A 26,800-nucleotide genomic window follows, 5' to 3' on the forward strand; every position below is an offset into this window, starting at 1 on the left:
ATTAGTAATCATTAATATTAGAATTTAAGAAATATAGAGAACTTCCAATCCAAACATAGAGTTGAAATTATTGTTACAATTTTATGTGATTTCATTTAGATGTCGATAAATTTTACGCTTTCCAAAATGGGAAAGAGAGATTTATGTCAGTTAATTTAAATGGTCGATCCTATCTAGCGCACATGAGTTGACTCAATGGTCGAGTATAAAGGCCTTGCCTGCCAAATTGGATAGTTCCCCCGAATACCTTTTCAGCAAGCTGGCCAATATGCGTTTAATATGTGGTTAATTGTACATCAATGGTACATTGCAATCTAGACAATTAGGCAGCCCTTTATCATAATTTCATTGGGCAAACATATATTGATAAAAAGAAAGTCCCTTGCGGTTTTCCGCAAGGGATTGAATTCTGTTCCCGGAGGTTTGGAATTTTGTTTTATCATATTCTATAATGCATCAATTAGCCCGTTAGAATCAATTGCTTTTAATGGGGTTGGATGCGGAATAAGAGTGCATTCCCAACAAGTTTTGCTTCGGGCCTACCCGGTTATCAAAGAATACAAAATTCTCCAAACAGTTGGCCAGACCAATAAGGGTTTTAGGTTTTGTGCTAATACGGTATTGGAATCATCCACTAAAAATAATTTGAAGTCACTTAATTATTTGAACAAATTTCATTAGCTTAGGAGGTGTAGATCAGTATGGGAATCAACTATTTATGTTATTAGGATAAAAGATTACATGTAACTTCTAATAGCAACAAAAAGGGACATGTAAATCGTAAAATAACCCGTGGAATTTTAATTACACTTAACAATAGATTTAACTTTCTGGGTACCGAATAGGAAATATAAAGAAATGGCAGTTCTCCTCCGCTTAAAAAAGGTTCTATTTATGTTACTGTTTTCGGGCATTATGATGCAATGCACGAAAAACCTACCACCTGGAGATCCCGATAATGGGGGATTAGTACTGCCTGAAGGTTTTGAGGCGGTAGTGGTGGTGGACAGTATAGGACCCGCTAGGCATCTTGCTATAAATGACAATGGTGATGTTTATATAAAAATGCGATTTGCCCATGAGGACGGTGAGAATATTGGTCTGCGTGATACTAATAATGACGGAAAAGCGGACGAAATAGAGCGGTTTGGGGTATTTGATCAGCGTGGATATTACGCTACAGGGATGCGGATCAATAAGGATTATTTATACTATAGCACAGCAAGTACGGTATATAGGCAAAAGCTGACAAGGGGCAAGTTGGTACCTGAAAGTGAGCCAGAGGTTATGCTTACGGATGATTATCAAAATTCCCCTTTTGGTTATTCCCACATTGCCAAACCACTAACTTTTGATGATAACGGCCATATGTATGTCCCCTTTGGCTCTCCTGGTGATGTTTGCCAATCAAAAGAACAGAATAGAATGCCCGGGGCATTGGGTCAGGATCCATGTCCAGAGCTGGAATGGCATGCCGGGATATGGCAATTTGACGCCAATAAGCCGGGGCAGACACAAAAGGATGGATACCGCTATGCTACCGGAATTAGGAGTGTTGTGGGGATGGATTGGAATCCTTACGACAATACCTTGTATGTCCTACAACATGGACGTGACAACCTGAACCGTAACTGGCCCGAATACTATTCCCCATGGCAAAGTGCTATGTTGCCATCAGAAGAATTTCTGAGGGTCAAAGAGGGGACCAATGCTGGTTGGCCTTACTACTATTACGATCATATGCAGGGCAAAAAATTACTTAATCCCGAATATGGAGGGGATGGCAAAAAGGAAGGTGATGGGGCAAAATACGAGCAGCCCATAATTGGTTTCCCAGGTCATTGGGCACCCAATGACCTACATTTCTATCAGGGAGACCAATTCCCTGAGCATTATAAAAATGGCGCTTTTATAGCCTTTCATGGTTCAACCATCAGAGCGCCTTTTCCCCAAGCTGGCTATTTTATTGGTTTTGTCCCTTTTAAAAATGGGCAAGCTGGTGAGTGGGAAGTTTTTGCCGATGGTTTTACACAGGTCGATAAAATTGTTGATACAGACGATGCAGGATACAGGCCTATGGGTATTGCCATGGGACCCGATGGGTCATTGTATATAAGCGAAAGTGAACATGGTAAAATTTGGCGGGTAATGTACAAAGGGGACAAGAAGAATTTTGGTAAGGACCAACTTGCACAAATGGAAAAGCTCAAAAACTTACCGCATATCAAAACTCCGGATGAGATTAAGGATGATCTTACCCCGCTCAGGGCAGAAGCGGGAGCAATATTGTATAACAAATACTGTGGATCTTGTCATATGGCCAATGGTATGGGAGATGGCAGTAGGTTTCCGCCTATCGCTGGTTCCGAATGGGTCAAAGGGGACCAAAAAAGGCTTATAGATGTTGTATTGAGTGGATTAAGTGGGCCTATTGAAGTAAATGGCAAGGCCTTTGACGGCGTTATGCCACCAGTAGACTATTTGGAAGATGAAGAAATAGCCCAGATCCTAACCTATATTAGGAAGGAATTTGGCGATAATTCCCCTCCCGTTGGATCCTACTATGTAAAAGAGGGCAGATACTATGCAAGGAAGAAAAAGGAGGCATTAAAGAGTGGTATTTAGATGCCTTGGCAATTAAGCCCTCGCCTGTGAGATGATTTTTAGTTTGAAATTTTGGTGTCGTAAATTCTGCCTCAATCCTGTTTTTCCTGAATTTTTTATTGTATTCAATTTTTGTTATATGGCGTATTCAAGATCATAAAAGCTATTAGTTATTAAAGGTTTATAATTGGTTCTGGTATATATCCCTAGCTTGGATTAACTTTAGTGCCAAACCGATCAGTCTTATAAAATGAACAAAGCCATTTTCTTTCTTTTTCTTATTCCAATTTTGTCAATAGGCCAAAGCACGGACCTAAGATCCAAACCAAATGCAAATCCTATTACAGCTTATATAGATAAGCCTTTTGCTCAGGAATATCATGAGGCATTTATTATTGCCGAAAAAAGTGAAGACTCCAACAATGTTAGGGCCATTCAACCAGATTTGGAGGGAGGCATCTGGATTGCCACCAAAAATGGTATCTACCAAAAAGAAGTCGGTTCCAAGGAATGGAAGATAGTAATTAGCGGAGATAACCAAGGCCCGGCCTATGACGTAGAAATTGATAAAGATCAAAATGTTTGGTTGGCCACCTGGAACGGAGTTTATAGGAGTAGGTCCGGCGACATCCAAAAAATGGAAGGTCCTAAGCCGCCCATTGCCAAACTGCTATCGGCAAAGGAGGGCGTTTATGCCATGGGGCCATATGGAATATGGTTGTACCAAGATAAAAAATGGGTAAAAAGGGATTATAAAACAGCGAGAAGTATTCGCACCGTGTTGTCCGACAATAACGGCGGACTGTGGATAGGTACAGACGTGGGCCTTTACCACTGTACGGATGAAAAAACTACGGCATATCAGGGAAACGACGATTTAATCAGTGCTTATGTTCGGGGAATGGATTTTGACCAAGAGGGAAATATATGGATAGGGGGCTTGGGGGGAGTTTCCATTAGAAACAAAACTGCAAAAATTGGAGAAAAAACGTCTGAAGATGGGATTGTCAATGCCAATGTAACTGCTGTGGCAAAGGGTCCAGACGGCAGGATATGGGTGGGAACCCAATACGGGATAACCAGATTTGTCCCGGGAGAAAAAGAATATTCCGTTAGATTGGGCAGGCGTTGGTTGGTATCTAACGAGGTGAGGGATATTGCATTCGACCAACAGGGAAATGCATGGGTTGCCACTGCTAATGGAGTAAGTGCCATAAAGAACAGGCAAATGACACTTGAAGGTAAGGCGGACTATTTTTATGATAAATTGATAAGGCGCCATGTCCGCGAACCATGGATAATAGCCCGTTCCAAATTAGCGGTGCCTGGCGATACCACGACCATACAGCCGGAGGACGACGATAATGATGGGGAGTTTACCTCCAATTATCTGGCCATGGAATCCTTTAGGTATGCAACAACCAAAAATCCGGAAGCCAGGGAAAGAGCTGGAAAGGCATTCGATTTCTTACATTTTTTAAGGGAAGTAACGGGTGAAGATGGTTTTTTTGCAAGGACCATAATTCCAGCTTCCTGGGAACAATCCCATGATATGAACCGCACTTACACCGAGCGCGAATTGGCCGAGGAAATTATTGATAATCCCAGACAAAAGCCGGTAGAAAAGCGTTGGCATGTTTCCAAGGATGGCAAATGGAAGTGGAAGGGAGATACCAGTAGCGATGAGATTTCTGGGCACCTATTCGGTTATTATTGTTACTATAGCCTAGTGGCGGATGATAAGGAAAAAAAGCGGGTAGCCGATCATTTCAGCAAAATTATGGACCATTTGATGGAGAACGATTTTAACCTGGTAGATGTGGATGGAACCCATACCAAGTGGGGCGTTTGGTCCCCGAATATTCTGAACCACAATCCCGATTGGGCTCCGGAAAGGGCATTGAACTCTTTGGAGTTGCTAGCTTTCTTAAAGTTTGCCCATCACATTACCAAAAAAGAAAAGTATCAAAAGGAATATTTGAAATTGATAAAGGAAGAAGGGTATTTGGAAAACGCTAAAACCTTGCACAACACCAACCCTTCCTGGGAGACTTATTTTGACATCTTTTTGTCCCTATACATGTATCCAATTTTAATAAACTATGAGGAAGATCCAGCTTTGAAGAGGGAGTATCAAGACCATTTGGAGCAATGGTTCAAGAAGCATAAAAAAGCAAAGAGCCCCATGATCAATTTTACTTACAATCTTCTAACAGGGGGGTCCGATGAGTTGGATAGCTCTATAGGTTTCCTGAAGGACGCTCCCTTGGACTTGGTAGATTGGTATGTTGACAATGCACAAAGGGAAGACCTTAAGGTAGTTCGGCAGCCTATTCTTGAAGAGCTTCAGACAGCCTTGCGCCCACCAAGTGAATACCGAACCATGAGATGGGATCAAAACCCTTATGTTGCGGTCAGCGGCGACCCGTCTCAGGAAAAAGAACCTGTTTATTGGCTGTTACCGTACTGGATGGGACGATATTTAAACTTGATATCGGCGGAAAAGTAAAACTTAAAATAATCCAAAGCATTTGATATAATCCTTAAAAAAGATTCTTTTTTACCAGCTCATAATAACTGGCACTTACAGGAATGACCGCTTTTTCAATCAGCAGATCCCGGCCCTTTAAAGCGTTAACTTTTGCTTTGTTAACGATGTATGATCTATGGACCCTCATGAAACTTTGTGCTGGGAGCTTTTTCTCCAGAGCGCTAAGGCTCTGGTTGCTCATAATCTTTCCCTGTGGGGTGTGATAAATGACATATTCGCTATCGCTCTCAATATATAGAATGGAATCGAACTTAATTTTATGTAGGTCATAGCCCGATTTAACGATTATTGAATCCTCTGCGGCTTCCTGGTCAGTGTCTATTTTTATTTTGTTGACAGCCTTTAAAAAGCGTTCAAAAGTAATTGGCTTTAAGAGATAATCTATGGCATTTAGTTCAAAACCTTCCAAGGCGTATTCCGAGTATGCCGTTGTAAAGATGACCTGAGTTGATGGCGGAATCATTTTTGCAAACTCTGTACCTTTAATTTCGGGCATTTGGATGTCCAGTAGTAACAGATCTATTTTTTGTTCCTTAAGCACTTTTATGGCATCCAAGGGATTTTCGAAGTCGGCCACCAATTCCAAAAAATTCACTTTTGCAATATAGGTTTTGAGGAGGCTTCGGGCCAACTCTTCGTCGTCTACAATTAAACATTTAATGGTTCCCATTCAGATCTATGTGTAGTTGAACTTTAAAAGTAGTTAATTCTTTTTGGATCTTTAAGGTATGCTTTTTTGGGTATAGTATTTCCAATCTTTTCTTTACGTTTTCCAGGCCTATTCCTCCAATTTTGTCTTTTTGCATCGATTCCTTGGGGATGCTGTTTTCAATTTCAAAATTGATGTTTTTATCGTCGGAGAAGATACTTATTTTTAAAAAAGCATCTGTTATCTTTTCCAAATTACCGTGTTTTAGGGCATTTTCAACAAAGGGAATGAATAGCATGGGTGCTACCTGCACAGCATCGTTTTTTATTTGAAATTCAGTTTGTATGGGATAGGTTTTGCTACTTTTTAAGACGTACATGGCCAAATAGTCCTTTATATAGTCGACCTCTTTTCCTAAAGGTACAAACGCTTGTTCACATTCGTACAGAACATAACGCAACATATTGGAAAGGGTACTGATACCTTGTTGGGTCTTGTCCGAATTGGTAACCGAAAGCGCATAAATATTGTTCAGGGAATTGAACAAAAAATGTGGGTTGATCTGCGATTTCAGTAGTTTTAATTCAGTTTGCAAATTTTCATTCCTGTTCCTAATATTTTCTTCCTCCTTCTTTTGGGCAAACAAAAATGTCTCCATAAAAGTGGCTAGTACATAGGCAATGGACAATACCAAAAAATGGATCAAAAATTGGGGTGGAACCCTAGGGCGCATTGCGGGCGGTGGACCTGCCTGGCGAGGTGGTTGACCTGAAATCAGTCCCACAAAAGGTTCAGAAATAATTGATGCGCAAAAAACGATCAAGGCCAAGGAAATCAATATAAATGGTACATACCTTTTTTTGAACAAAAGTGCGGGTGCCGTGTAATAGATCAGAACGGCAATGACCACAATTTGCAAAAGAAAAGAGGGTGCGTTCTTTTTGGCAAAGACTACATCATCTGTCATAAGCAACCAGGCCATGAGCCATACGGCTAGCCATAATACCGTGTGAAAAAGAAATCGTTTTGTTCTGTCCATGGTACAAATTAAAGGAATTAATTTTCATCACAATGCAAAAATAGGCCCTCCGGGCCCTTCTTTATTTATTGTTCACTGGTGTAAACACTTTATTCGCTTAAAACCTGCGATGGTTCACAGAAAGAAGCCATTTGGCATTCAACCATGGGCCATCTTTGTAGTCCAAAGAATGAATTTAAAAAACAATAACAATGAAAAAAATGATAGTAAAATCGGCAATGTTAACAGCAATGGTAACCTTATTTTTTAGCGCTAATCTTAATGCACAACAACCTCAGGGTGGGCAAGGACAAAAAGAGCGGCCTTCCGTAGATCAAATTTTTAAGGAAATGGACAAGGATGAAGACGGAAAATTATCCAAAGAGGAATTGAAAGGCCCTATCAAGGATGATTTCGCCAAGATAGATACGGATGAGGATGGCTACATCACTAAAGAGGAGTTGGAGAAAGCGCCTAAACCTAAAGGACGTAAACGTGAATAGGGAATGAACTTAAGTGTAATTATAAAATTGAAATTATGACGAATAAATTTTCATATTTAATAGTAGGTGCCGTGCTCTTCATGTCCTACCTAAGCTGTAGCAATGATAGTGAGGATACTGCGGACGGCACGGATGATAGTGAAACAGTGGATGAATCTGCTGTGGTAAATGTTGATCCATCTTACTTTTATACGGCAGATGGATCGGTCACGATTACTACTGTACCCTGTACATTGTCAGATGGCACCGAAACGGATTGCTACCAAATTGTTACCTCCAGTTTGGCCGGAGATCACGAAATGGGGCCTTGGTGCCCGGACAATATCGACGACGATGCGGAGGCAGGGGGCATATGGCTGGAAGGCGGGGAAGTTTATGATGTGGATGGTGCCTTTGTTGAAAATTTGGCGACATTTTACGACGATACCAATTGGTTATTATATGATAGCAACGGAGATATTTATGTAACGGATACCGAAGAAGATTGTGAGAATGCCGCCAACCCAAATGTGGGCGCCGAGTATGAGAACTTCTGTGTAGAATGCCTCCCTTCCTATATTACCGATTTAAGTCAAACTTGGGTAATACCAGTAACGCCGGTAATACAGGCTAGTCCAACTTTATTTACTACCGCAGGAGGAGGGCCTCCGGGAGCGGGCAATTCGGCACCTTCGACTCGTGGAGTAGCTTTGAACGGTATTGAATTTTCTGCTCCTGCACCTGTGGATAATATACTTGGGGCATACACCCTTGCCCCTTTTGATGATGCTGGCGGACATATTAATGTACATCAGGGATACCACTACCATGCAGCTACAGGATTCGGGACACAAATAGCGCAGGACGATGGGCATGCAGCTTTGATCGGATACGCCTTGGACGGATTCGGAATATATGCTTTGGAAGATGCCAATGGCGATAGCCCTTCCGACTTGGATGAATTAAGGGGGCATACGGATGATGCTAGAGGGTATCATTACCATGTAGACGCTGCCGGCAATAATAATTTTATAAATGGTTTAAAGGGAGCTTACGTCAATTGAAAGTAATGGTTGGAAAGAGTCTTAATTAGATAGGAAGGCCATTCGAAAAATAGTATGGCCTGTTCCATCTAACCTTTTAAACATAAAAATATAAACAGATGAAAAAATACATGTTACTGCTAGTTGCTTTGGGGTTTTCAATGGCAAGTTTTGCCCACAATCCCAATGTTTCTACCACAATGCTGGTGGAAAAGGGGAATAACAGTTGGGTATTACAGATAAGTGCATCCCTAACCGCTTTTCAACAGGAAGTAAGGACCCATTTTGCTGAAACACCTTATCAATCTCCAGAGGAGTTTCAACAAATGGTGTTGGAGCATATTAAAAACAACCTTCATATCAGCTTCAATGGGGGAGAGGATATTTCTTTCGGGAACGGAGCCGTAAAACTTGGTCATGAAACCATGGTAGTTTTCGAAGTCTTGGATATTCCCACGGATATAAATTCGGTGTTGGTTACAAATACCGCCTTTAAGGACATCCACCAAAATCAGAATGCCCTAATACTTTTAAAGGAAGGATTTAGCAAAGAACATTTTGTTTTGAACAATGCCAACGATCACACCCTCTCGTTGGCGGTAGCTGGAAATGAATTTGTGGAAGTAGGCAAAAATGAGGCTAGTTTTTTTTCGACCGGTATAGGGGTCATTTTATTGGGTGTAGCAGCGATTTTGGTTGTGGGGCTTACTGTGTTGGGGGTAGGTCATGTATTTAACAAGCCCGATAAGTCTAAAAAAGTGCCTCTTACCGTAGTTCGTTGAATTAAATTATTGGGTGCACTAATGGAGATTTAAGGAGATAATAATTAAACAGAAGCAGATGAAAAGAAAAGTAATATCAAAGAGCAATATGCTAAGGCAATCCCTTGGAATTATCGTATTATTTATTGCGTTTCTCGCTTGCGGTGATGATAGTTCGGAATATGATGAAATTGAAGACGAAGAGGTAGCCGATGCTGTAATTCAAGAATCTTTTTTTAATTCCACTTCCCTGATTTCCTATACCAAGGTGGATTGTACCTTGGAGGACGGATCTACGGGCGACTGCTATAAATTGGTATTTTCCAGCAATCCAGTGGAAGATGGACCATATTGCCCAGAGACCATAGATGATATAGGGGGCTTGGGGATTTATGATGGTGCCACAGATCCTGGTTTTCAGGTGTTGAAGGCCACCTTGTTCAATGCGATGGAAGCGGATGGCTATGATATTATTGACGATGAGGGCAACATCAATATAGATGATTTTGCTTCTGGTCCTGCCGACCCTGATTTGGCATATTGTTTGGAAGCGGCTCCCGATAATGATCTTCAGCTTACCTTCCTGATTCCGGCAACCCCAAAATTGGGATCCACAAATGATGTTATTGGTACTATAGACCTGGTTGGTGTTTCACTCGATGGAGTTCCCATCAATGGTGCCCCACCTTCTGTTGCCAATCCAGGAAGGGAAAAAGCAGGAAATATTCCTTCCTTGGATCCTTGCGGAGGTCATAATGACCCGGCTGGTTATTATCATTGGCATTTTGTGGCAGAGACCATGAACCTAGTGCTGGACGCTTATAATATAACCGATGTATCCTGTACCTTGATAGACCAAGTTTCCGGAACCCAGTTAATTGGTTTTGCCAAGGATGGTTTTCCCATCTATGCCTATGAGGTAGAACCATCGGATTTGGATGATTGTGGGGGCAGAACTTCCAGTACCACGGAATACCCGGATGGTGTATATCATTATGTTGCCAGTAATACGGATGCTCCCAATGTTCCAAAATGCCTTAAAGGTGTAGCGGCAAGTAATAACTTTAGTTACCAATAAAAAGGATGACAAAAAAAATACTGATTTTTTGCATACTGATGGTGCTGTCCTCCAAAATGACACTTGCCCATAACCCATTGTCGGCCATGTATTATTTCGAGGTAAAAGGCGAGTTGGGGATATTGAATGTTAGCCTTAGTCAGGCTGGCCTGCAAGAGGCCTTGCTAAAACACTATTCAGGAACCGATTTCAGTCTATTGACGGAGGTGGACTACAAGCAATTGGCGGTGGATTATATAAAGGAGAATTTCCATTTGACTGTAAATGGCGATCCAATCTACTTGGAGAATGGAGGGTTGAAGCTGGGAAACCATCAAACGGATCTAAAATTTATAAGCTCCGAATTGCCCAAGGAGTTCAATAATCTTGATGTTGCCATAAATGCCTTTAGGGAAAATGACCATCATCAAACTATTTTCTCATGGTCATTAAATGACATTACGGACAAGCTTATTCTAAAGGAAGACAACGAATACAGGGCCTCAGTGGTATTTAAGAACAATAAAATGGTTGTCCAAAATAGGAGAATCAATACCAATTACTTGTGGTTCATCGCCATTGTTCCATTTTTTATAGTGGGTAGAAAGCTGCTGTTGTCACCTAAGCTGAATCAAAAGAAGTTGGAATAGCAGTCATTAATGGAATGTATTAGATATTCAATCCTAAAAAAACATCAAGACTATGAGATTATGGAAAAACATATGGGACCAGTTCAAGATTGCGGGTAATGAACCCAATCTCTGGTGGGCCTTTATTGTTTCCTGTGTTGTAATAGTACTGGCAGTATTGGTTATTTATAAAATGATCAAACCCGTAAAATAGCCTAAACCCATTAGGCTTAAAATTGGTTTACCGATCAATGCCCATTATTGACTTAAAAGAGTGGGCAGTTCATGGATTTGCAGATTTTGATGCTGCCTGATTTACGAGATTTGTCATAACACAAACACAGAATAAACAGAAGTAATAACGAAAACCCCCTAAATTAAAAGACATGAAAAAAGAAGTAAAAGTGAATAAAAGTATCATGACAATAGCAATGGGTGTGACCTTGCTTTTAACTACCCTAATTGCCTGTAGTGCAGATAGTGCTTCCGATGAGGATACTGAAGAAACTGTTGTAACCGAATTGCACGCTGCATTTTCAGCCTTTAATTCCGATGCCACCACTATTTATTTGGATGGGTCCAATGTAGTAATAGAAACTACTGGTTTGCCCAACCATGAAACGGTTTATTGGGGAGAAGGAAATTCCCTATATAAGGAGGAACCCGATGTGGATAGAACGCCAAGCATCATGTCCAGTAACAACAATGCTACTACCATTGTGGTGGATGCAACCCCTAATTTAACGGGAAGTACAGTATCCACTCAATTGAATACTATAGGCATTGCCGTAAGCGGGGCCTCCATTTTTAACGATCAAGAAGGAGGCGGCCCATTAAACCAGGCAGCGGCAAGTTTGGACTGGACAGGTGCCCATATTGGTCCTGGTGTTTATCACTACCACTTGGAGCCCAAAGCCTTCACCGATGATGATGAGAATCTAGTAGGGATACTCTTAGATGGGGTTTTTCTCTACGGTAGAAAATGTACTTCCACCGGGACCTACCCAACAGATTTGGATGCTTCGGGCGGACATACTACGGCTACCCAATATACAGATGGCGAAGAGGAGTACCACTATCACATCATCAATGAATTGTATTCAACAACAGGATCTTATTTGGCCTTTGCCGGTCCATATCAGGGATACTAAAAAAAAGGACTATGCGACCATTACTTTTATTAATTGTTACTGCCTTATCCCTTATAAACTGTAAAGACGCCACTGATATAAAAAGCGAGGAGGGGAAGGCTATTGTAATCTCCAATGTTGAGGTATCCAAACAGGATTTGGTTCTTAACCAAATTGAAGGGAAATGGTATTATAAAAACCAGCCTTACAATGGGTATTCGGTGAAATTTCATGCCAATGATACCTTGGCGGAAAGACTAGGGTTTCTTAATGGTAAAAGGGAAGGTATTGCAAGAAGATGGTCCGAAAATGGAGTGCTTAGGGTAGAATCTACCTATCATCAAAACAAATTGGTAGGAGTGTATAAAAGCTGGTGGGAAAATGGGGTGTTGGCAGAAGAATCCCATTACGTTAATGGCCTTAAGCAGGGTGAAGAAAAACAATGGTATGCCACCGGACAATTGTCCAAAGTTAGGCAAATGGCAGAAGGGAAGGAAGAAGGATTGCAAAAGGCCTGGCTGCCCAATGGGAAATTATATGTTAATTATGAAGCCAAAAACGGACGCATTTTTGGAATGCTAAGGGCTAATTCATGTTATAAATTGGAAGATGAAGTTGTTGTTAGGGATTAAGAATAAGGGGTTGGTGTTGGTTTGTTGGTTGGCATTTTTTACTAGTTGCAAGAATCAAGTAAAAAAGGAGACTGTTGAAGTAGTGGAGACCAGTAGGGTGGAATATCTTCCCTACTACAGCGATGAATCCTTTACGCCATATTGGTTAACCCCAAATAGTGAAGAGGAAAAGAGTTTCCATAAAATTCCGGATTTCAGTTTGGTAAATCAATTGGGGGATACGGTATCCCAAAATACATTTGATGATAAGATATATGTTGCGGATTTCTTTTTTACCACTTGTCCTGGTATTTGTTTAAAAATGACGGGTAATATGGTAAAAGTGCAGGAGGCATTTAAGGACGATCCAGAAGTATTATTGTTGTCACATTCGGTAACTCCCTCTATAGATTCTGTCCCCATACTTAAGAATTATGCCGAAAAAAATGGAGTAATGGATAATAAATGGCATTTGGTTACAGGGGATAAAACGGAAATTTACAACCTGGGAAGAAATCAATATTTTGTAGAAAACGATTTGGGGGTGCCAAAGGATATAAACGACTTTTTGCACACAGAAAACTTCTTATTGGTAGATAAAAACAAACATATTAGGGGTATTTATAATGGGTTGAACAGGGCATCCATAGCCCAACTAATTACAGATATCAAAGCCTTAAAACTGGAGTAGTTGCTATGCGTTTATTTGCGAAAATTCGACGGGGTTTCATAATTTCCGGCAAATTCAAAAACTATCTGTTATATGCCTTTGGAGAAATATTCCTAATTGTTATAGGTATCCTGATCGCGTGGAAAATCAACGATCTAAATGAAATCAGGAAAAATCGGATAGTGGAGATGAAAATCTATCATAGCCTGTATGAAGAATTGAATACAAATTTGAAAGTTCTTAATGAGGGCATTGTTAAGTACTCTGGCAATATTAACAGATTGGAAGCTACCATGAGCTACATTGGCCTGGCTCCCGAACAAATTACGCCAGGGGCCAAGGATACTATAGTGCACATTAATTATGCTCCAATGGTCTTGTTGGACGGGGCCTTAAATTCTGTTATCAATACTTCTAAATTTGAAATTATTGAAAGCGATTCGTTAAAAACCCTTATAGCCAATTATCCCACTGAAATTGCTGAATTTAAGATTACAGACTCAAAGATTAATGATATAGTGGTAAATCATTTGCAGCCGGTATTGGAAAAACATCTTGCCTTAGTAGATATACTTCCACAGGAAAACCCAAAATTTAATAACCTCCGGGACTTTGGACAAGTTTCCAATTATTACACATTATTGAATACAAAAGAATATCAGAACGCGTTGGTAGATAGATTGATACAAACTGAAAATCTTTTGACCCAGGCCAAAAAATTAAGGAATCGGACCCAGGTTATGGGCATAAAATTACGCCAGGAGCTGGGGTATCCTGAAGAATATTTACAATAGAATTTCATTGTGGACCAGTACGAATTAGTGCTATAATCGAGCTGTGTTTAATGGAGCCAGTTTAAGCTACTTCGGAAAGCAAAGATTTTGTTGGTGATTATGTAGGTTCCCATTAAGATAAGGGGAGATATTCCTCTTAGTTAGTTTAGTTAGATTTAATAGGGAGGTAGTTCCTCCCTTTTTTTATTCATTTGATACTAAATCTAAAAAAAAAATCAGGAAGTTATTTCAATCCAATTCAGGTTGTTTTAGCGTTTCAACCATTACCCTTGATCATAAAATGAAGTCCAGAAGGCATAAGCCCTCTAGGAAATAGCCTTCAAAAACAGCATAATTATGCCAATAATCAATGCTAGAAGCTATCTTTTATTTTTAAAAGTTAATTTTACAGATATTAAGTTTTAAAATAACTAAAACATGATGAAAATGAAATTCTTTGTAGCTGTTCTTGGTTCTGCACTATTATTAACAATCTCCAGTTGTAAGAATAAGACTGAAGAAAAAACAGTGGTCCAGTCGGAAAGACCCAATATTCTTTTTATAATGTCCGATGACCATACCGCTCAGGCTTGGGGGATTTATGGGGGCATACTCAAGGATTATGTGCATAATCCGAATATTAAACGGTTGGCTGCAGAGGGTTGCGTTTTGGAGAATTGTTTAGTTTCCAATTCCATTTGTACTCCCAGTAGGGCAACGATCCTCACCGGTCAATACAGTCACATTAATGGGGTTACCACCTTGGGGGCGGGCCTATCCCCAAACCACAATAATATAGCAAAAGAGCTGCAAAAGGGTGGTTATGCCACATCTGTTATAGGGAAATGGCATTTAAAACAGGAGCCGGCAGGGTTTGATTATTATGCCGTATTGCCAGGGCAGGGGGATTATTGGAACCCAAGATTGAAAACAGCGGATAACTGGGAAGACTACTACGGTGGAGGTAAAGTAGTGGAAGGTTTCAGTACGGATATCATTGCCGATAAAACCATGGAGTGGATAGAAAACAGGGACAAATCCAAACCCTTTATGGCCATGTGCCATTTTAAGGCTACTCACGAACCCTATGATTACCCTGAACGCTTTAGTCATCTATATCGCGATGAGGAAATTCCTGTTCCCGATTCTTTTTATGATCAAGGAGCGGAAACTACAGGCCGGGTATTTAAAGGACAATCCATAGATAACCTTCAAAAGCGCTATTTGGCTGCCACTGCCGATCCGGAATTGAGAAAAGATTATATGGCCTATCCGGAATTGCCTTTTTCGGTTGAAGGTCTTAGCGCAGATGAGGCAAGAATGAAAACCTATCAGAAATTTGTAAAGGATTTCATGCGCTGCGGAGCTGCCATTGATGACAATATAGGCAGGTTGTTGGATTATTTGGAAAAATCTGGATTGGCAGAAAACACCATAGTTATTTACACGGCTGATCAGGGTTATTTCTTAGGGGAACACGGTTGGTTCGACAAGCGTTTGATCTATGAGGAATCCATTCATATGCCATTTGTCATAAGATACCCAAAAGAGATTCCCGCTCGGACCCGTAATGCCGATATCATTGAAAATGCCGATTTCTCGGCCCTGTTTGCGGATTATGCCGGTATAGAGTATCCGGAAACCATGCAAGGCCATAGTTTTCGGGAGAACTTAAAAGGAAATACCCCTGCAGATTGGCGCAAGTATGGCTACTATAGGTATTGGGACCATAGCAAAGACCGACCTGGCCATTTTGGAATTAGGGGAGAGCGTTACAAGCTCGCATTTTATTATGGAAACGGACTCAAAGTAAATGAGTATACCAAAGAAGAACAACCAGATAAATATTGGGAATTCTTTGATTTGGAACAGGATCCCAAGGAACTTCGAAACGCCTATGATAATCCTAAATACAAGGATATCATCAAAGAAATGAAAGAGGAGATATTAAGGCAAAGGGAAGCCTTGGGGGATACCGATTCGGATAATCCGGAAATACATCAAATTATCGCTGACCATTGGGAAAGTTAGGAATACAAGGGTGCACTAAATAAGAATTGAGCAATAATGATCAGAAGTTAAACGGATGCAAAGAAGAAATATACTTACCTTATTTTTTGTCCTGTTCTTACTAATTGAAGGGACAAAGGCCCAGGAAAAATTAAAATTGTCCTATATACAACCTGCTACAGAATGGACAGAAGCGTTACCAGTGGGCAACGGTAGTCTTGGGGCTATGATCTATGGAGGTGTTTCACTAGAGCATATTCAATTTAATGAAGAAACGCTTTGGCGTGGACAACCCCACGATTATTCCAACAAAGATGCTGGAGATTATTTAAATGAAATACGGCAGTTGCTTACAGAAGGTAAACAAATGGAGGCCCAAAAATTGGCACAGCAAGAGTTTATGAGCGAACCCTTACAGCAAGTGCATTATCAACCATTTGGTGATATTTATATCGATTTCAAAAACCATGATAACTACACCAATTATAAGCGCGAACTCAATTTAAATAATGCCATTGGTTCGGTATCCTATACCGTTGAAGGTGTAGAATATAAGCGTGAGGTATTGTCCAGTTTTCCGGATCAGATTATTGCGGTAAACCTAACTTCCAGTAAATCCAAAGCCCTTAATTTCGATTTGTGGTTAGATGCTATTCATGAAGATAAAGCGGTGAAGACCAATGGTTCTACTCAAACCCTGGAAGTTAAGGTTAAAGATGGCGCTTTAAGAGGGGTAGCTACCCTAAGGGTTGAAACAAACGGTACCATAAAAACGGTGGGAGGGAAACTTCAAATCTCCAAGGCCTCAAAAGCCACGATCTATTTAACCGCTGCTACAAATTATATTGATTTTGAAGTCGTTTCAGGGGAGCCTGAAAAAATGGTGCCTGAAATATTGACTAAAGTTGCTAGTACAAATTTCAAAGCGGTAAAAGAAAAGCATATTTCAGATTACCAATCCTTATACAACCGATTTGAAATTAGTTTTGGGGATAACGGAAAATCCAAAAATCCGACCGATCAACGCATTTCCGATTTTAGCAGCGATCCAAACGATCCGCAACTGGTAGCCTTGTATGTAGCATATGCGAGATATCTAACCCTTGCCAGTAGTCGTCCAGGAACAAAGCCAGCAACACTTCAAGGTATTTGGAATGATAAATTAACACCCCCATGGTTTAGTAGTTATACCACGAACATTAATTTGGAAATGAATTACTGGCCGGTGGAAATGTACAATTTAAGTGAATGCCATGAACCATTATTCGATTTAATTGAAGACCTTTCTATTACTGGAGCCAAAGTGGCCAAAGCACACTACAATGCCGAGGGTTGGATTGCACACCACAATATTGATATTTGGCGTGGTGCAGCTCCGGTAAACGCATCGCACCACGGTATTTGGTTGGGTGGAGCGGCTTGGTTAAGTACCCACATTTGGGAGCATTATCTCTTCACCCAAGATAAAGACTTTTTACAAGAGAAGTACCCGTTAATGCGAAGTGCCGCCTTGTTTTACAGTCAGTTTTTATACGAAGACCCCAACACGGGTTATTTAATTAGTTCACCATCCAACTCCCCGGAAATTGGTGGTTTGGTGGCGGGCCCAACCATGGACCATCAGTTGATCAGGGCACTGTTTAGAAGTACTATTGAAGCTTCAGAAATTTTAAATACAGATCAGGAATTTGCTTCAACCCTGGAGCCTATGATTGCTAAAATTGCTCCAAACCAAATAGGAAAGCATGGACAATTACAGGAATGGTTGGAAGATAAGGATGACCCGGAAAATCATCACCGTCATGTTTCACATCTTTGGGCGGTGCACCCGGGGAATGAAATTAATTATGAGGACACGCCAGATTTAATGGAGGCGGCAAAGCAGTCCTTGGAATATAGAGGTGACAATGGCACCGGCTGGAGTTTGGCCTGGAAAATTAATTTTTGGTCTCGATTTAGAGATGGCGACCATGCTTACAAGCTATTGCATAAACTTCTAAGTCCTGCCGAAGGTGCGGATGGAAAAGAAGGTGGAGGTTCGTACCCCAATCTGTTTGATGCACATCCACCATTTCAAATTGATGGAAATTTTGGAGGTGCCTCCGGTATTTTGGAAATGATATTACAAAGCCATTTGGATAAAATTGAATTATTGCCAGCGTTGCCGACAGCCCTACCAGAAGGACGTGTTTCGGGTATTGTGGCCAGAGGAGGGTTTGAATTGTCTTTTTCTTGGAAAAAAAGTCAATTGATAGGCGTTTCGGTACTTTCAAAAAGTGGCATGCCATGTGTTTTAAAATACAAGGATAACACTATTGAATTTGAAACTGAAGCAGGAAGAACCTATCATTTTGATGGTTTGTTGAACAAAAAATAGAACAATATAATGTATAGAATAAAATTGATGGCGATTATTATTACGGCATTTTTAAGTTGTAAAACAGTATTGGTTGCCCAAAATAAAAATTCCAAACCAAACATAATCATTGTCTTTACTGACGATCAAGGGTATCAGGACGTAGGCGTTTTTGGTTCGCCCCTGATTAAAACCCCAAACCTTGATCAGATGGCTGGAAACGGTATGAAGTTTACCGATTTTTATTCGGCTTCACCCGTGTGTTCCCCATCAAGAGCGGCACTGTTAACGGGGGCTTACCCAACTCGGGTTGGGGTTCCTAAAGTGCTATGGCCAAACTTACCAGGTGGATTACCAAATGAGGAATTGACTATAGCCGATATGCTTAAAACCCAAAACTACGCTACAGCTTGTATTGGGAAATGGCATTTAGGGGATAAGGATCAATATATGCCAACTGCTCAAGGCTTCGATATGTATTATGGTATTCCATATAGCAACGATATGTCTGTATATCCTAAAGCCAAAGTCTCAGAAAACGTTTTGTACAGAGAGGGCATGACCGTCGATAGTTTGAGACAGGAAAAATGGAGAGGAGGCGTCGTGCCATTAACAGAACAAAATGAAATTATTGAATACCCCGTAGATCAATCGACATTAACACAGCGCTACACAAAAAAAGCTTTGGAGTTTATTGAGGAGAATAAAAAAGAACCGTTCTTCTTATATCTAGCGCATTCAATGCCCCATATTCCATTACATGCTTCCGCAGAATTTAAAGGGAAAAGCGCACGAGGTTTATACGGCGATGTCATTGAAGAGATAGATTGGAGCATGGGCCAAATTTTAAAGACTTTGGAAGCCTTGGATTTGGATGAAAATACCCTGGTGATTTTTACATCGGACAATGGTCCATGGAATCTCAAGAATGGTCATGGGGGATCTGCCCTACCCTTAAGAGGGTTTAAATTTGAGACCTATGAAGGCGGAATGCGGGTTCCCATGATCGCCCAATGGAAAGGAGCCATACCTGCTGGGACCGTTTGTTCCGAAATAGCCTCCACCATAGATTTATTGCCCACTATCGCCCATTTGACGGATAGCGATATGCCAGAGGAAAAAGTGGACGGAAAAAATATTTGGCCGTTATTGGCGGGAAAGAAAAAGGCTTCGCCACATAAGAAAGAGGGGTTCTATTATTACTCGGGCGAAACAGCGGAAGCTGTTCGAAAGGGAGATTGGAAACTAAGGAGGAAAGAAGGGGAAATAGAACTTTTCAATCTGGCCGAGGATATATCCGAAAGTGACAACTTAGCCGAAACCCATCCTAAAATAGTACAAAAGCTGATCAAGATGCTGGATGATTTTGACACCGAATTAAAAGCGGACAATAATAGGTACCAGTAAAGGAACATTTAAGGAAAGTGGTTAGGTACTGGTTGGGATGGTTCATATTGATCTGAAGCTTTCTTAGGGAGCTTCATTGACCCAATGCATTAGGAACTAAACATTCAGAAAAAAACGGAACTAAAACTTCATAGTTAAATAACAATCGTGAGATGAAACGACTGGATTTTTTAAAAAAAGCTGGTGCGGCCAGCGTTGGCTTAGCATTGCTCCCGCATGTAGTTTCCTGCGGAACCAATAAAAATATGGCCGAAACTGCCTGGTCCGGGTTAAGGGCACAGGACGGACCCGTATTTTCCTATGTACATCCAAAAAAAGGTGTGCCAAATGTCTTGCTCTACGGGGATTCGATTTCAATTGGTTATACCACCACGGTTAGGGAAGAACTGGCCGGGAAAGCCTCGGTTTTTAGAATTTTCAGCAATGGTATTTCTAGCCACGACTTTATTCCCAAAATGGAGAAACTTGAGCAAACTATGTTTAAACCGCATTTAAAGGGGGGTTGGGATTTTGAATGGGACGTGATTCATTTCAACGTTGGACTTCATGATATAAAGTACATGAGCAGTAAAGGAATGGATAAAGAAAATGGAAAGATCGTTTCCACTGTGGCGACCTACCAAGAAAACATGAAGGCCATATGTGAATACCTGAATGACCATTCTCCAAATGCAAAATTAATATTTGCCACTACGACCCCCGTTCCCGAAAATGCCAACGGGCGTTACGCCGGTGATGCCAAAAAATATAATGAAGCCGCTTTGGAGGTATTAAAGGACTACCCTTCGGTTATTATAAATGATTTATATGGGTATACCCTGCCCAGTCATGAAAAATGGATGGTAAAACCAGGTAACGTACATTATAATAAACTTGGAACAACGGAACAAGGAAAGAAAGTAGTCGAAGTAATCCTTGAACAACTAAACCAATAGTTAAATGTCTAAATATTTCACTTATATACTGTTTTTTTTATTAATAGGGTTCAACCTTCAAGTAGTAGCCCAAAACTATCATTTTGTACCACAACCTGAGTCGGTTTCCTTTACAGATGATGCATTTGTTTTGGACAAGAATACCAAAGTGGTGGTGCCCAAAAAGTTTCAAGGGGTTCTTATTCCATATTTAGCGGAAAAATTCCATAAGGATCTAGGGCTTAACCTTACCTATTCTTACCGAAATCCTGAGGTGGGGGAAAAGCATATTTTATTTAGGTTGGATAAAAGGTTGTCGGTAAGGGATGAGGGCTATTTGCTAGAGGTGCAACCAGCATCCATTGTGGTGACCGCCAAAGATTACGGAGGACTTTTTAATGGATTTCAGACCTTGCGCCAAACCTTCCCGTTGGAAAATTCCGGAACGGTCAAAGTGCTGGGTATGACGGTCAAGGACAACCCCAGATTTGGTTGGCGTGGCATTATGTTGGATGTTTCCAGACATTTTCAACCTAAAGAATTTATCTTAAAACATATAGATGTTCTTTCTTCCTATAAGGTGAACAAGTTCCATTGGCATCTGACCGATGACCAAGGGTGGCGTATCGAAATAAAAAAGTACCCAAACCTTACTGAAAAAGGAGCTTGGCGTGCCGATAGAACTGGCGTAAGCTGGTGGCAACGTGAGGAAGCAACGGCCGAAGAACCAAAAACGGTTGGGGGTTTTTATACCCAAGAAGACATTAAGGAAGTCATTGCTTACGCAAAAGTGCGCAATGTTGAGGTTATCCCGGAAATAGACATCCCTGGCCACAGCAAGGCCCTGGTAGCATCTTATCCCCACTTGTTTTGCTATGATGAATCCGATGCCAATTTTGAAGTTGCCGTAGGGGGCAAGGCGCCCGATAATGCCGTCTGCGCAGGTAAGGACACTACATATGAATTTTTGGAAGGGGTAATAGAGGAGGTTGCCGCACTGTTCCCATCAAAATACCTGCATATTGGTGGTGATGAGTGCAATAAAACCAATTGGAAAAAATGTCCGTATTGCCAAGGGGTAAAAACAGAAAACAACTTAAAGGACGAAGAGGAGCTACAGAGTTATTTTATACAAAAGGTGCATAAGATCGTAAAGGCCCAAAATAAGACCATGATAGGTTGGGATGAGATTTTAAGTGGGCAGGGCGCTCCTGGAGCAACCATTATGGCATGGAGAAGAGGAGGGCACAACCCTCAGATTACGGCGCCGAAAAATGGTTATCCCACCATAATGACGTCTTATAAATATATGTACCTCAGTCAGGTTCAAGGCCCCACTCAAATGGAGCCCGAAGGGCCAAAGGTGGTATTGCCCTTGTCCAAAGTATACGCTCATGAGCCCATTCCGGAAGAATTGACACCCGAGGAGGTAAATAGGGTTCTTGGTAATGAAGCCTGTTTGTGGGGAGAATTTACGCCCACTCAGGAACATTGTGAATATATGCTGTACCCACGGGCATTGGCCAGTGCAGAGGTGTCATGGAGTGATCCCAATGTTAAGGATTGGAAGCGATTTCAAACCGCTCTGGAAGATTCCCAATTTAAAAGACTGGACCGGGAACAGGTGAATTATGCCAAAAGTATGTACACGGTCTATGCTTCATATGCCCTAGATGAATTAAAAAGTGAGGCTTATGTGTATTTAAATACAGAAACTGTTGGGTATGATATATTTTATACCACCGATGGGGAAGACCCCACAACGGCTTCCGTTAAGTACAAGGGCAATTTTATTGCGCCTCCCAAAACCCTTGTTAAAGCTGGACTGTTTAATAAGGAAGGAAGACTATTGGGGAGCGTAACAGAAATCAGATTAAAATAAAATTTTCAAATTATCACCAATTGATTTTGTAAATGGCAAAAGCTTAAGAAGCTATTTTAAAAATAAGGGGAGGTATTGACTTACTAATAAAATAATAATGTTAAAAAGAAGAATTGCACTACGTAACTTATGTTCTACCCTGTTGGTGTTGTCGCTGTTTTCATGTTCGTCCTCCAAGGAAAACCAAGTATCGGGACCCGATCCGGTAGACTATATAGATCCCATTATCGGCGCGATTACTTATGGGGAAAAGACCAAGGATGCCCATGGATTTGGCAAGACATTCCCTGGGGCCGCTACGCCTTTTGGATTGGTTCAGCTTAGCCCTGATACGTTTACGGGAGGCGATAATGGATCTGGCTATTCCTATGAGCACAAGACTATGGAGGGATTTAGTTTTACCCATATGAGCGGGGTGGGTTGGTTTGGTGACCTAGGTAATTTTTTGGTTACCCCAACAACGGGAAAACTCCAGACCAATAGAGGGGTTCCTGAAAATCCTGAAGGAGGATATCGTTCCCGTTATTCACATGATACGGAGGTGACCAAGGCAGGGTATTATGCGGTAACCCTGGATGACTATAAGGTTAAGGCAGAACTGACAGCGGCACCTAGAGCAGGAATTATTCGGTTTACCTTTCCTGAAAACGATAGTTCCAGAATTCAGATCGATTTGTCGCGCAGGGTGGGGGGGACTTCAACGGAACAGTATATAAAAGTAGTAAACGAAAATACCATTGAGGGGTGGATGAAATGTCCACCAGAAGGTGGTGGCTGGGGTGGAGGAGATGGAAATGCCGATTATGTGGTGTACTTTTATTGTCAGTTTAGTAAGCCACTTAAGGATTATGGAATTTGGAGTGCCAAAATTCCGGATGTTCCCAGGAAAATGAAATTCATCAGACAGGATGATTACCAATTGGCGGTGAAGAATGCTGAAATATTACCATCCAAAGAGGAGTTGCAGGGAAAGCATTTAGGGTTTTATACCAACTTCAACACCAAGGAAGGGGAGCAAGTGTTGGTAAAAAGCGGTATTTCTTTTGTAAGTGCAGCCGGTGCCAAGGAAAACTTGGAACACGATATAGCTCATTGGGATTTTGATAGGACACATGAGGAGGCTAGAAATAGTTGGAACAAGGCTATTAAGAATGTTGTGGTTTCCGGAGGGACTGAGGGTGAAAAGACTATTTTTTATACCGCGCTATACCATACCATGATAGATCCCAGGACGTTTTCGGATGTGAATGGGAATTATATTGGTGCCGATAAGAAAATTCACCAAACCTCCAATTTTACCTATAGGACAATATTTAGTGGCTGGGATGTTTTTAGGTCGCAATTTCCTCTGCAGACAATTATCAACCCTAAGCTAGTGAACGACGAAATTAATTCCTTGCTACAAATGGCCGAGTTAAGCGGTAGGGATTATTTGCCACGTTGGGAAATGCTCAATTCCTATTCGGGGTGTATGTTGGGGAACCCTGCGGTCTCGGTCATTGTGGATGCCTATGAAAAAGGAATTCGCAACTATGATATTGAAAAGGCCTTTGCCTATTCAAAAAATACGGTTGATAATACGGGAAATGGAGAGTTGGGATATACCCATGGCAATATCTCCAAAACCTTGGAATATGCCTATTCTGATTGGGCCTTGGGTACCATGGCCAACTCATTGGGCAAAGGGGAAATAGCCCAGGAATACCTTGCAAAAAGTAAAAATTACCGCAACATCTGGAATGATGAAGTAAATTGGTTCCGGGCAAAGGATAGTATAGGCAACTGGTTGGAATGGAAGGGCAAAACGGTACATGGACAGGGCTGTATAGAGAGCAATCCTTTTCAACAAGGTTGGTTTGTTCCCCATGACATAGAGGGCTTAGGGACCTTGATGGGAGGGGAAGATGCCTATAGGGAGGAGCTGATATCCTTCTTTGAGAATACGCCTGAGGATTTTTTATGGAATGATTATTACAACCATCCCAATGAACCGGTGCACCATGTGCCCTTTATGCTCAATACTGCCGGCGTACCCCACCTGACCCAAAAATGGACCAGGAAGATATGTAACGATGCCTATGGGACGGATGCCTATGGTCTATGCGGTAATGAGGATGTGGGACAAATGTCGGCTTGGTACGTATTGGCCTCTATAGGAATTCACCCTATTAGTCCTGGGGATAATAAATACCAAATTACCAGCCCAGTTTTCAATGAAATTGAAATACAATTGGATCCCGATTATTATTCGGGCAAGAAATTCAGAATTCTAGCGAACAACAACTCCAGCATAAATATTTATATACAAGCCATGACCTTAAATGGCAGGCCCTTGGACAGGTTTTGGATTACCCATCAGGAAATAACCGAAGGTGGGGTCTTGGAAATGCAAATGGGGCCTGAGCCGGTAATTCATTCAATCAACTAGAAACATTAAATGCATAAACTAGTTATTTCTTTTGTTGTTAATATAGGCTTATTACAATCCCAAAAATGCAAAGAATTGTGTCTTATGACTTTCTCCTATAGGAATACGGGTGTCGTTAATTACAATCCGGTTCCTTTGTATGGTCTTGATCACGTTGACGTTGACTACGAAAGATTTATGTACTCTTATAAACTGGTAATTGGGTAGTTTTTCCATAAGATCCTTAAAGCTTAAAAGGGTTAAGATAGTCTTGTTGGTACCAGCAATATGAATCTTTAAATAATCCTTGAGACCTTGAATATATTCTATATCATCCAAGTTTATTTTGACATTCTCGTGTTCGGATTTTACGAAAATAAATTTTTGGTTATCGTTGTTTCCTCCAAAGGAAGGAAAAATATTGCCCTCCGTTGGTTTTACCTTTTGCGCCAAAATTTCTTTGGTCCGTGAGATGGCCTTTATAAATCTGTGGTAAGGGATCGGCTTCACCAAGTAGTCAACTGCGTTAAGCTCAAAACCTTCCACGGCATATTGGGTATAGGCTGTGGTAAAAACAAATAAAGGCCTGTTTTCCAGAGCGTTTATAAATTCCAGACCACTTATTTGGGGCATTTCAATGTCACAAAATATAACATCAACTTTTTTTTCCTTAATAACCGTAATGGCATCCAAAGGATTGGTAAATGTGCCAACTACTTCGGTAAAGTCTATTTTTTTGCAATAGTCTGCCAAAACATCTATAGCCAGGGGCTCATCATCAATGATTATGCAATTCATAGTTTTTTAAATTTAAAGTTAAATTTACCTCATAGGTCTTTCCGTCGTCATTAATCAGCAATACATGGGAATGTGGATATAAATAGTTCAATCTATTTTTTACGTTTTCAAGACCCACTCCACTACTTTTTGTTTTTGCCTTAAAAGATCCTATAATGTTGACTACCTGTAGATGTATTGACTCCTGGTTTACCAAAAGGTTTATTTTAACAAAGGTTTTTCCATTATAATCGGTGCCATATTTAAACGCGTTTTCAATAAAGGAGATAAACAAAAGTGGCGGTACAAATTTTCCTCTTTCCTCTCCCGATATTTTTAGAGTAACATCCTCGCTATTGGATAGTCGGAGTCGCTGCAAAGCCACATAACTTTTTATGTATTCCAGTTCTTTGCCCAATGGCACTAATTTTTTGTCCGCCTCGTAAAGCATATACCTCATAAGTTCGGACAGATTAATAACTGCTTCTGAGGTGTCCGGGGATTGTTTTACCGAAAGCGAATAGATGGTATTTAAGGAATTAAAAAGAAAATGGGGGTTCAATTGGGTCTTTAAAAATTGAAGTTCCGATTGTATTTTTTCCTTTTCTACCAATTTTCTCAGGTCCTCGTTTTTCTGCCATTCCGTATAGACCTTTAGCATGGTGCTGAAAATATAGGGCACGGCAAAGATTACGGTGGTCATTAAAAAAAAGCGGAATGCCCCTGGACCACCATCGCCGTGTTGTCGCATACGTACGGCCCTACGGGGAAGCTCATCGGGAGGAGATGGAGGGAAAGCAATATTTGTATAAAAGCCTACTGCCAAAAGCAGTAAAACCGAAAGTACAATATAGTACCACATACGGTCTTTGAGCAATAATTTTGGTACCAGGTAATAATAATTGAGGTAGAAGAGTGCCATGGCCAAGAGTAATTTTGCCAATAGACTATAGGGTAAGGACCTGGAACCAGTCAAAAAAGGATAAGACAGTAAGCCGTATAGCATGAACCATAATAGTGCGTGAACAAGCCATTGTGGAATATTTTTCTTATCAAGTACCATGCACTT

Annotated in this window: 22 protein-coding genes; 18 read left to right on the forward strand and 4 right to left on the reverse strand. The window is 40.9% G+C overall.

What is annotated here, in order from left to right:
- Positions 1-894: 894 nt before the first annotated feature.
- Positions 895-2,625: a PQQ-dependent sugar dehydrogenase gene (locus KO529_RS06950; protein WP_252734332.1), complete on the forward strand. Its 1,731-nt coding sequence runs from the start codon at positions 895-897 to the stop codon at positions 2,623-2,625.
- Between the two features lie 229 nt (positions 2,626-2,854).
- Positions 2,855-5,113 carry a ligand-binding sensor domain-containing protein gene (locus KO529_RS06955; RefSeq protein ID WP_215947204.1) on the forward strand — a complete coding sequence of 753 codons (2,259 nt, stop codon included), beginning with the start codon at positions 2,855-2,857 and terminating at the stop codon, positions 5,111-5,113.
- A gap of 34 nt (positions 5,114-5,147) precedes the next feature.
- Here KO529_RS06955 and KO529_RS06960 read toward each other — a convergent pair whose 3' ends face one another.
- Together KO529_RS06960 and KO529_RS06965 are read right to left on the reverse strand one after the other, a co-directional pair.
- The gene (locus KO529_RS06960) at positions 5,148-5,825 is read right to left on the reverse strand and encodes a LytR/AlgR family response regulator transcription factor (RefSeq protein WP_215947205.1); all 678 of its coding nucleotides are present in this window, start codon (positions 5,823-5,825) and stop codon (positions 5,148-5,150) included.
- Positions 5,812-6,843, reverse strand: a complete 1,032-nt coding sequence (locus KO529_RS06965; protein ID WP_215947206.1) for a sensor histidine kinase — start codon at positions 6,841-6,843, stop codon at positions 5,812-5,814. Before KO529_RS06965 ends, KO529_RS06960 begins: the two co-directional genes overlap by 14 nt.
- Before the next feature lie 191 nt (positions 6,844-7,034).
- On the opposite strand from KO529_RS06965, the gene KO529_RS06970 reads away from it, so the two are divergent.
- The 16 genes from KO529_RS06970 (at position 7,035) to KO529_RS07045 (ending at position 24,975) form a co-directional block, all read left to right on the forward strand.
- The gene (locus tag KO529_RS06970; protein WP_215947207.1) at positions 7,035-7,325 is read left to right on the forward strand and encodes an EF-hand domain-containing protein; all 291 of its coding nucleotides are present in this window, start codon (positions 7,035-7,037) and stop codon (positions 7,323-7,325) included.
- 35 nt (positions 7,326-7,360) lie between these two features.
- Positions 7,361-8,368, forward strand: coding sequence for a YHYH protein (locus KO529_RS06975; protein WP_215947208.1), 1,008 nt, complete (start codon positions 7,361-7,363; stop codon positions 8,366-8,368).
- A gap of 98 nt (positions 8,369-8,466) precedes the next feature.
- On the forward strand, positions 8,467-9,129 hold the full coding sequence (locus KO529_RS06980) for a DUF6702 family protein (protein WP_215947209.1): 663 nt from the start codon (positions 8,467-8,469) through the stop codon (positions 9,127-9,129).
- Between the two features lie 58 nt (positions 9,130-9,187).
- On the forward strand, positions 9,188-10,186 hold the full coding sequence (locus tag KO529_RS06985) for a YHYH protein (protein ID WP_252734333.1): 999 nt from the start codon (positions 9,188-9,190) through the stop codon (positions 10,184-10,186).
- 5 nt (positions 10,187-10,191) lie between these two features.
- Positions 10,192-10,815: a hypothetical protein gene (locus KO529_RS06990; protein WP_215947210.1), complete on the forward strand. Its 624-nt coding sequence runs from the start codon at positions 10,192-10,194 to the stop codon at positions 10,813-10,815.
- 52 nt (positions 10,816-10,867) lie between these two features.
- Positions 10,868-11,008, forward strand: coding sequence for a hypothetical protein (locus KO529_RS06995; RefSeq protein ID WP_215947211.1), 141 nt, complete (start codon positions 10,868-10,870; stop codon positions 11,006-11,008).
- Positions 11,009-11,180: 172 nt separating this feature from the next.
- Complete coding sequence (locus tag KO529_RS07000; RefSeq protein ID WP_215947212.1) at positions 11,181-11,945, forward strand: YHYH protein; 765 nt, start codon at positions 11,181-11,183, stop codon at positions 11,943-11,945.
- 11 nt (positions 11,946-11,956) lie between these two features.
- Complete coding sequence (locus KO529_RS07005; protein ID WP_215947213.1) at positions 11,957-12,556, forward strand: toxin-antitoxin system YwqK family antitoxin; 600 nt, start codon at positions 11,957-11,959, stop codon at positions 12,554-12,556.
- Positions 12,534-13,226, forward strand: a complete 693-nt coding sequence (locus KO529_RS07010; RefSeq protein WP_072863200.1) for an SCO family protein — start codon at positions 12,534-12,536, stop codon at positions 13,224-13,226. Before KO529_RS07005 ends, KO529_RS07010 begins: the two co-directional genes overlap by 23 nt.
- Before the next feature lie 5 nt (positions 13,227-13,231).
- Entirely contained in the window at positions 13,232-13,999 is a 768-nt protein-coding gene (locus tag KO529_RS07015; RefSeq protein WP_215947214.1) for a hypothetical protein, read from the forward strand.
- Positions 14,000-14,425: 426 nt separating this feature from the next.
- Complete coding sequence (locus KO529_RS07020; protein ID WP_215947215.1) at positions 14,426-16,009, forward strand: sulfatase family protein; 1,584 nt, start codon at positions 14,426-14,428, stop codon at positions 16,007-16,009.
- A 55-nt stretch (positions 16,010-16,064) separates the two neighbouring features.
- On the forward strand, positions 16,065-18,365 hold the full coding sequence (locus KO529_RS07025; RefSeq protein ID WP_215947216.1) for a glycoside hydrolase family 95 protein: 2,301 nt from the start codon (positions 16,065-16,067) through the stop codon (positions 18,363-18,365).
- A 9-nt stretch (positions 18,366-18,374) separates the two neighbouring features.
- Positions 18,375-19,751, forward strand: a complete 1,377-nt coding sequence (locus KO529_RS07030; RefSeq protein ID WP_215947217.1) for a sulfatase family protein — start codon at positions 18,375-18,377, stop codon at positions 19,749-19,751.
- Between the two features lie 152 nt (positions 19,752-19,903).
- A complete protein-coding gene (locus tag KO529_RS07035) occupies positions 19,904-20,686 on the forward strand; it encodes an SGNH/GDSL hydrolase family protein (RefSeq protein ID WP_215947218.1) in 783 nt (260 codons plus the stop codon).
- A gap of 4 nt (positions 20,687-20,690) precedes the next feature.
- The gene (locus KO529_RS07040; protein WP_215947219.1) at positions 20,691-22,547 is read left to right on the forward strand and encodes a beta-N-acetylhexosaminidase; all 1,857 of its coding nucleotides are present in this window, start codon (positions 20,691-20,693) and stop codon (positions 22,545-22,547) included.
- A gap of 97 nt (positions 22,548-22,644) precedes the next feature.
- Complete coding sequence (locus KO529_RS07045) at positions 22,645-24,975, forward strand: GH92 family glycosyl hydrolase (RefSeq protein WP_215947220.1); 2,331 nt, start codon at positions 22,645-22,647, stop codon at positions 24,973-24,975.
- Between the two features lie 51 nt (positions 24,976-25,026).
- On the opposite strand, the gene KO529_RS07050 is transcribed toward KO529_RS07045, so the two are convergent.
- A complete protein-coding gene (locus KO529_RS07050) occupies positions 25,027-25,752 on the reverse strand; it encodes a LytR/AlgR family response regulator transcription factor (protein WP_215947221.1) in 726 nt (241 codons plus the stop codon).
- Positions 25,733-26,794 (reverse strand): sensor histidine kinase, encoded by a 1,062-nt coding sequence (locus KO529_RS07055; protein WP_215947222.1) that lies wholly within the window; start codon positions 26,792-26,794, stop codon positions 25,733-25,735. The genes KO529_RS07050 and KO529_RS07055 overlap by 20 nt, the downstream gene beginning before the upstream one ends.
- Between the last annotated feature and the right edge of the window lie 6 nt (positions 26,795-26,800).

It is taken from the genome of Arenibacter algicola, assembly GCF_018860365.1.
Classification (GTDB): domain Bacteria; phylum Bacteroidota; class Bacteroidia; order Flavobacteriales; family Flavobacteriaceae; genus Arenibacter; species Arenibacter algicola_B.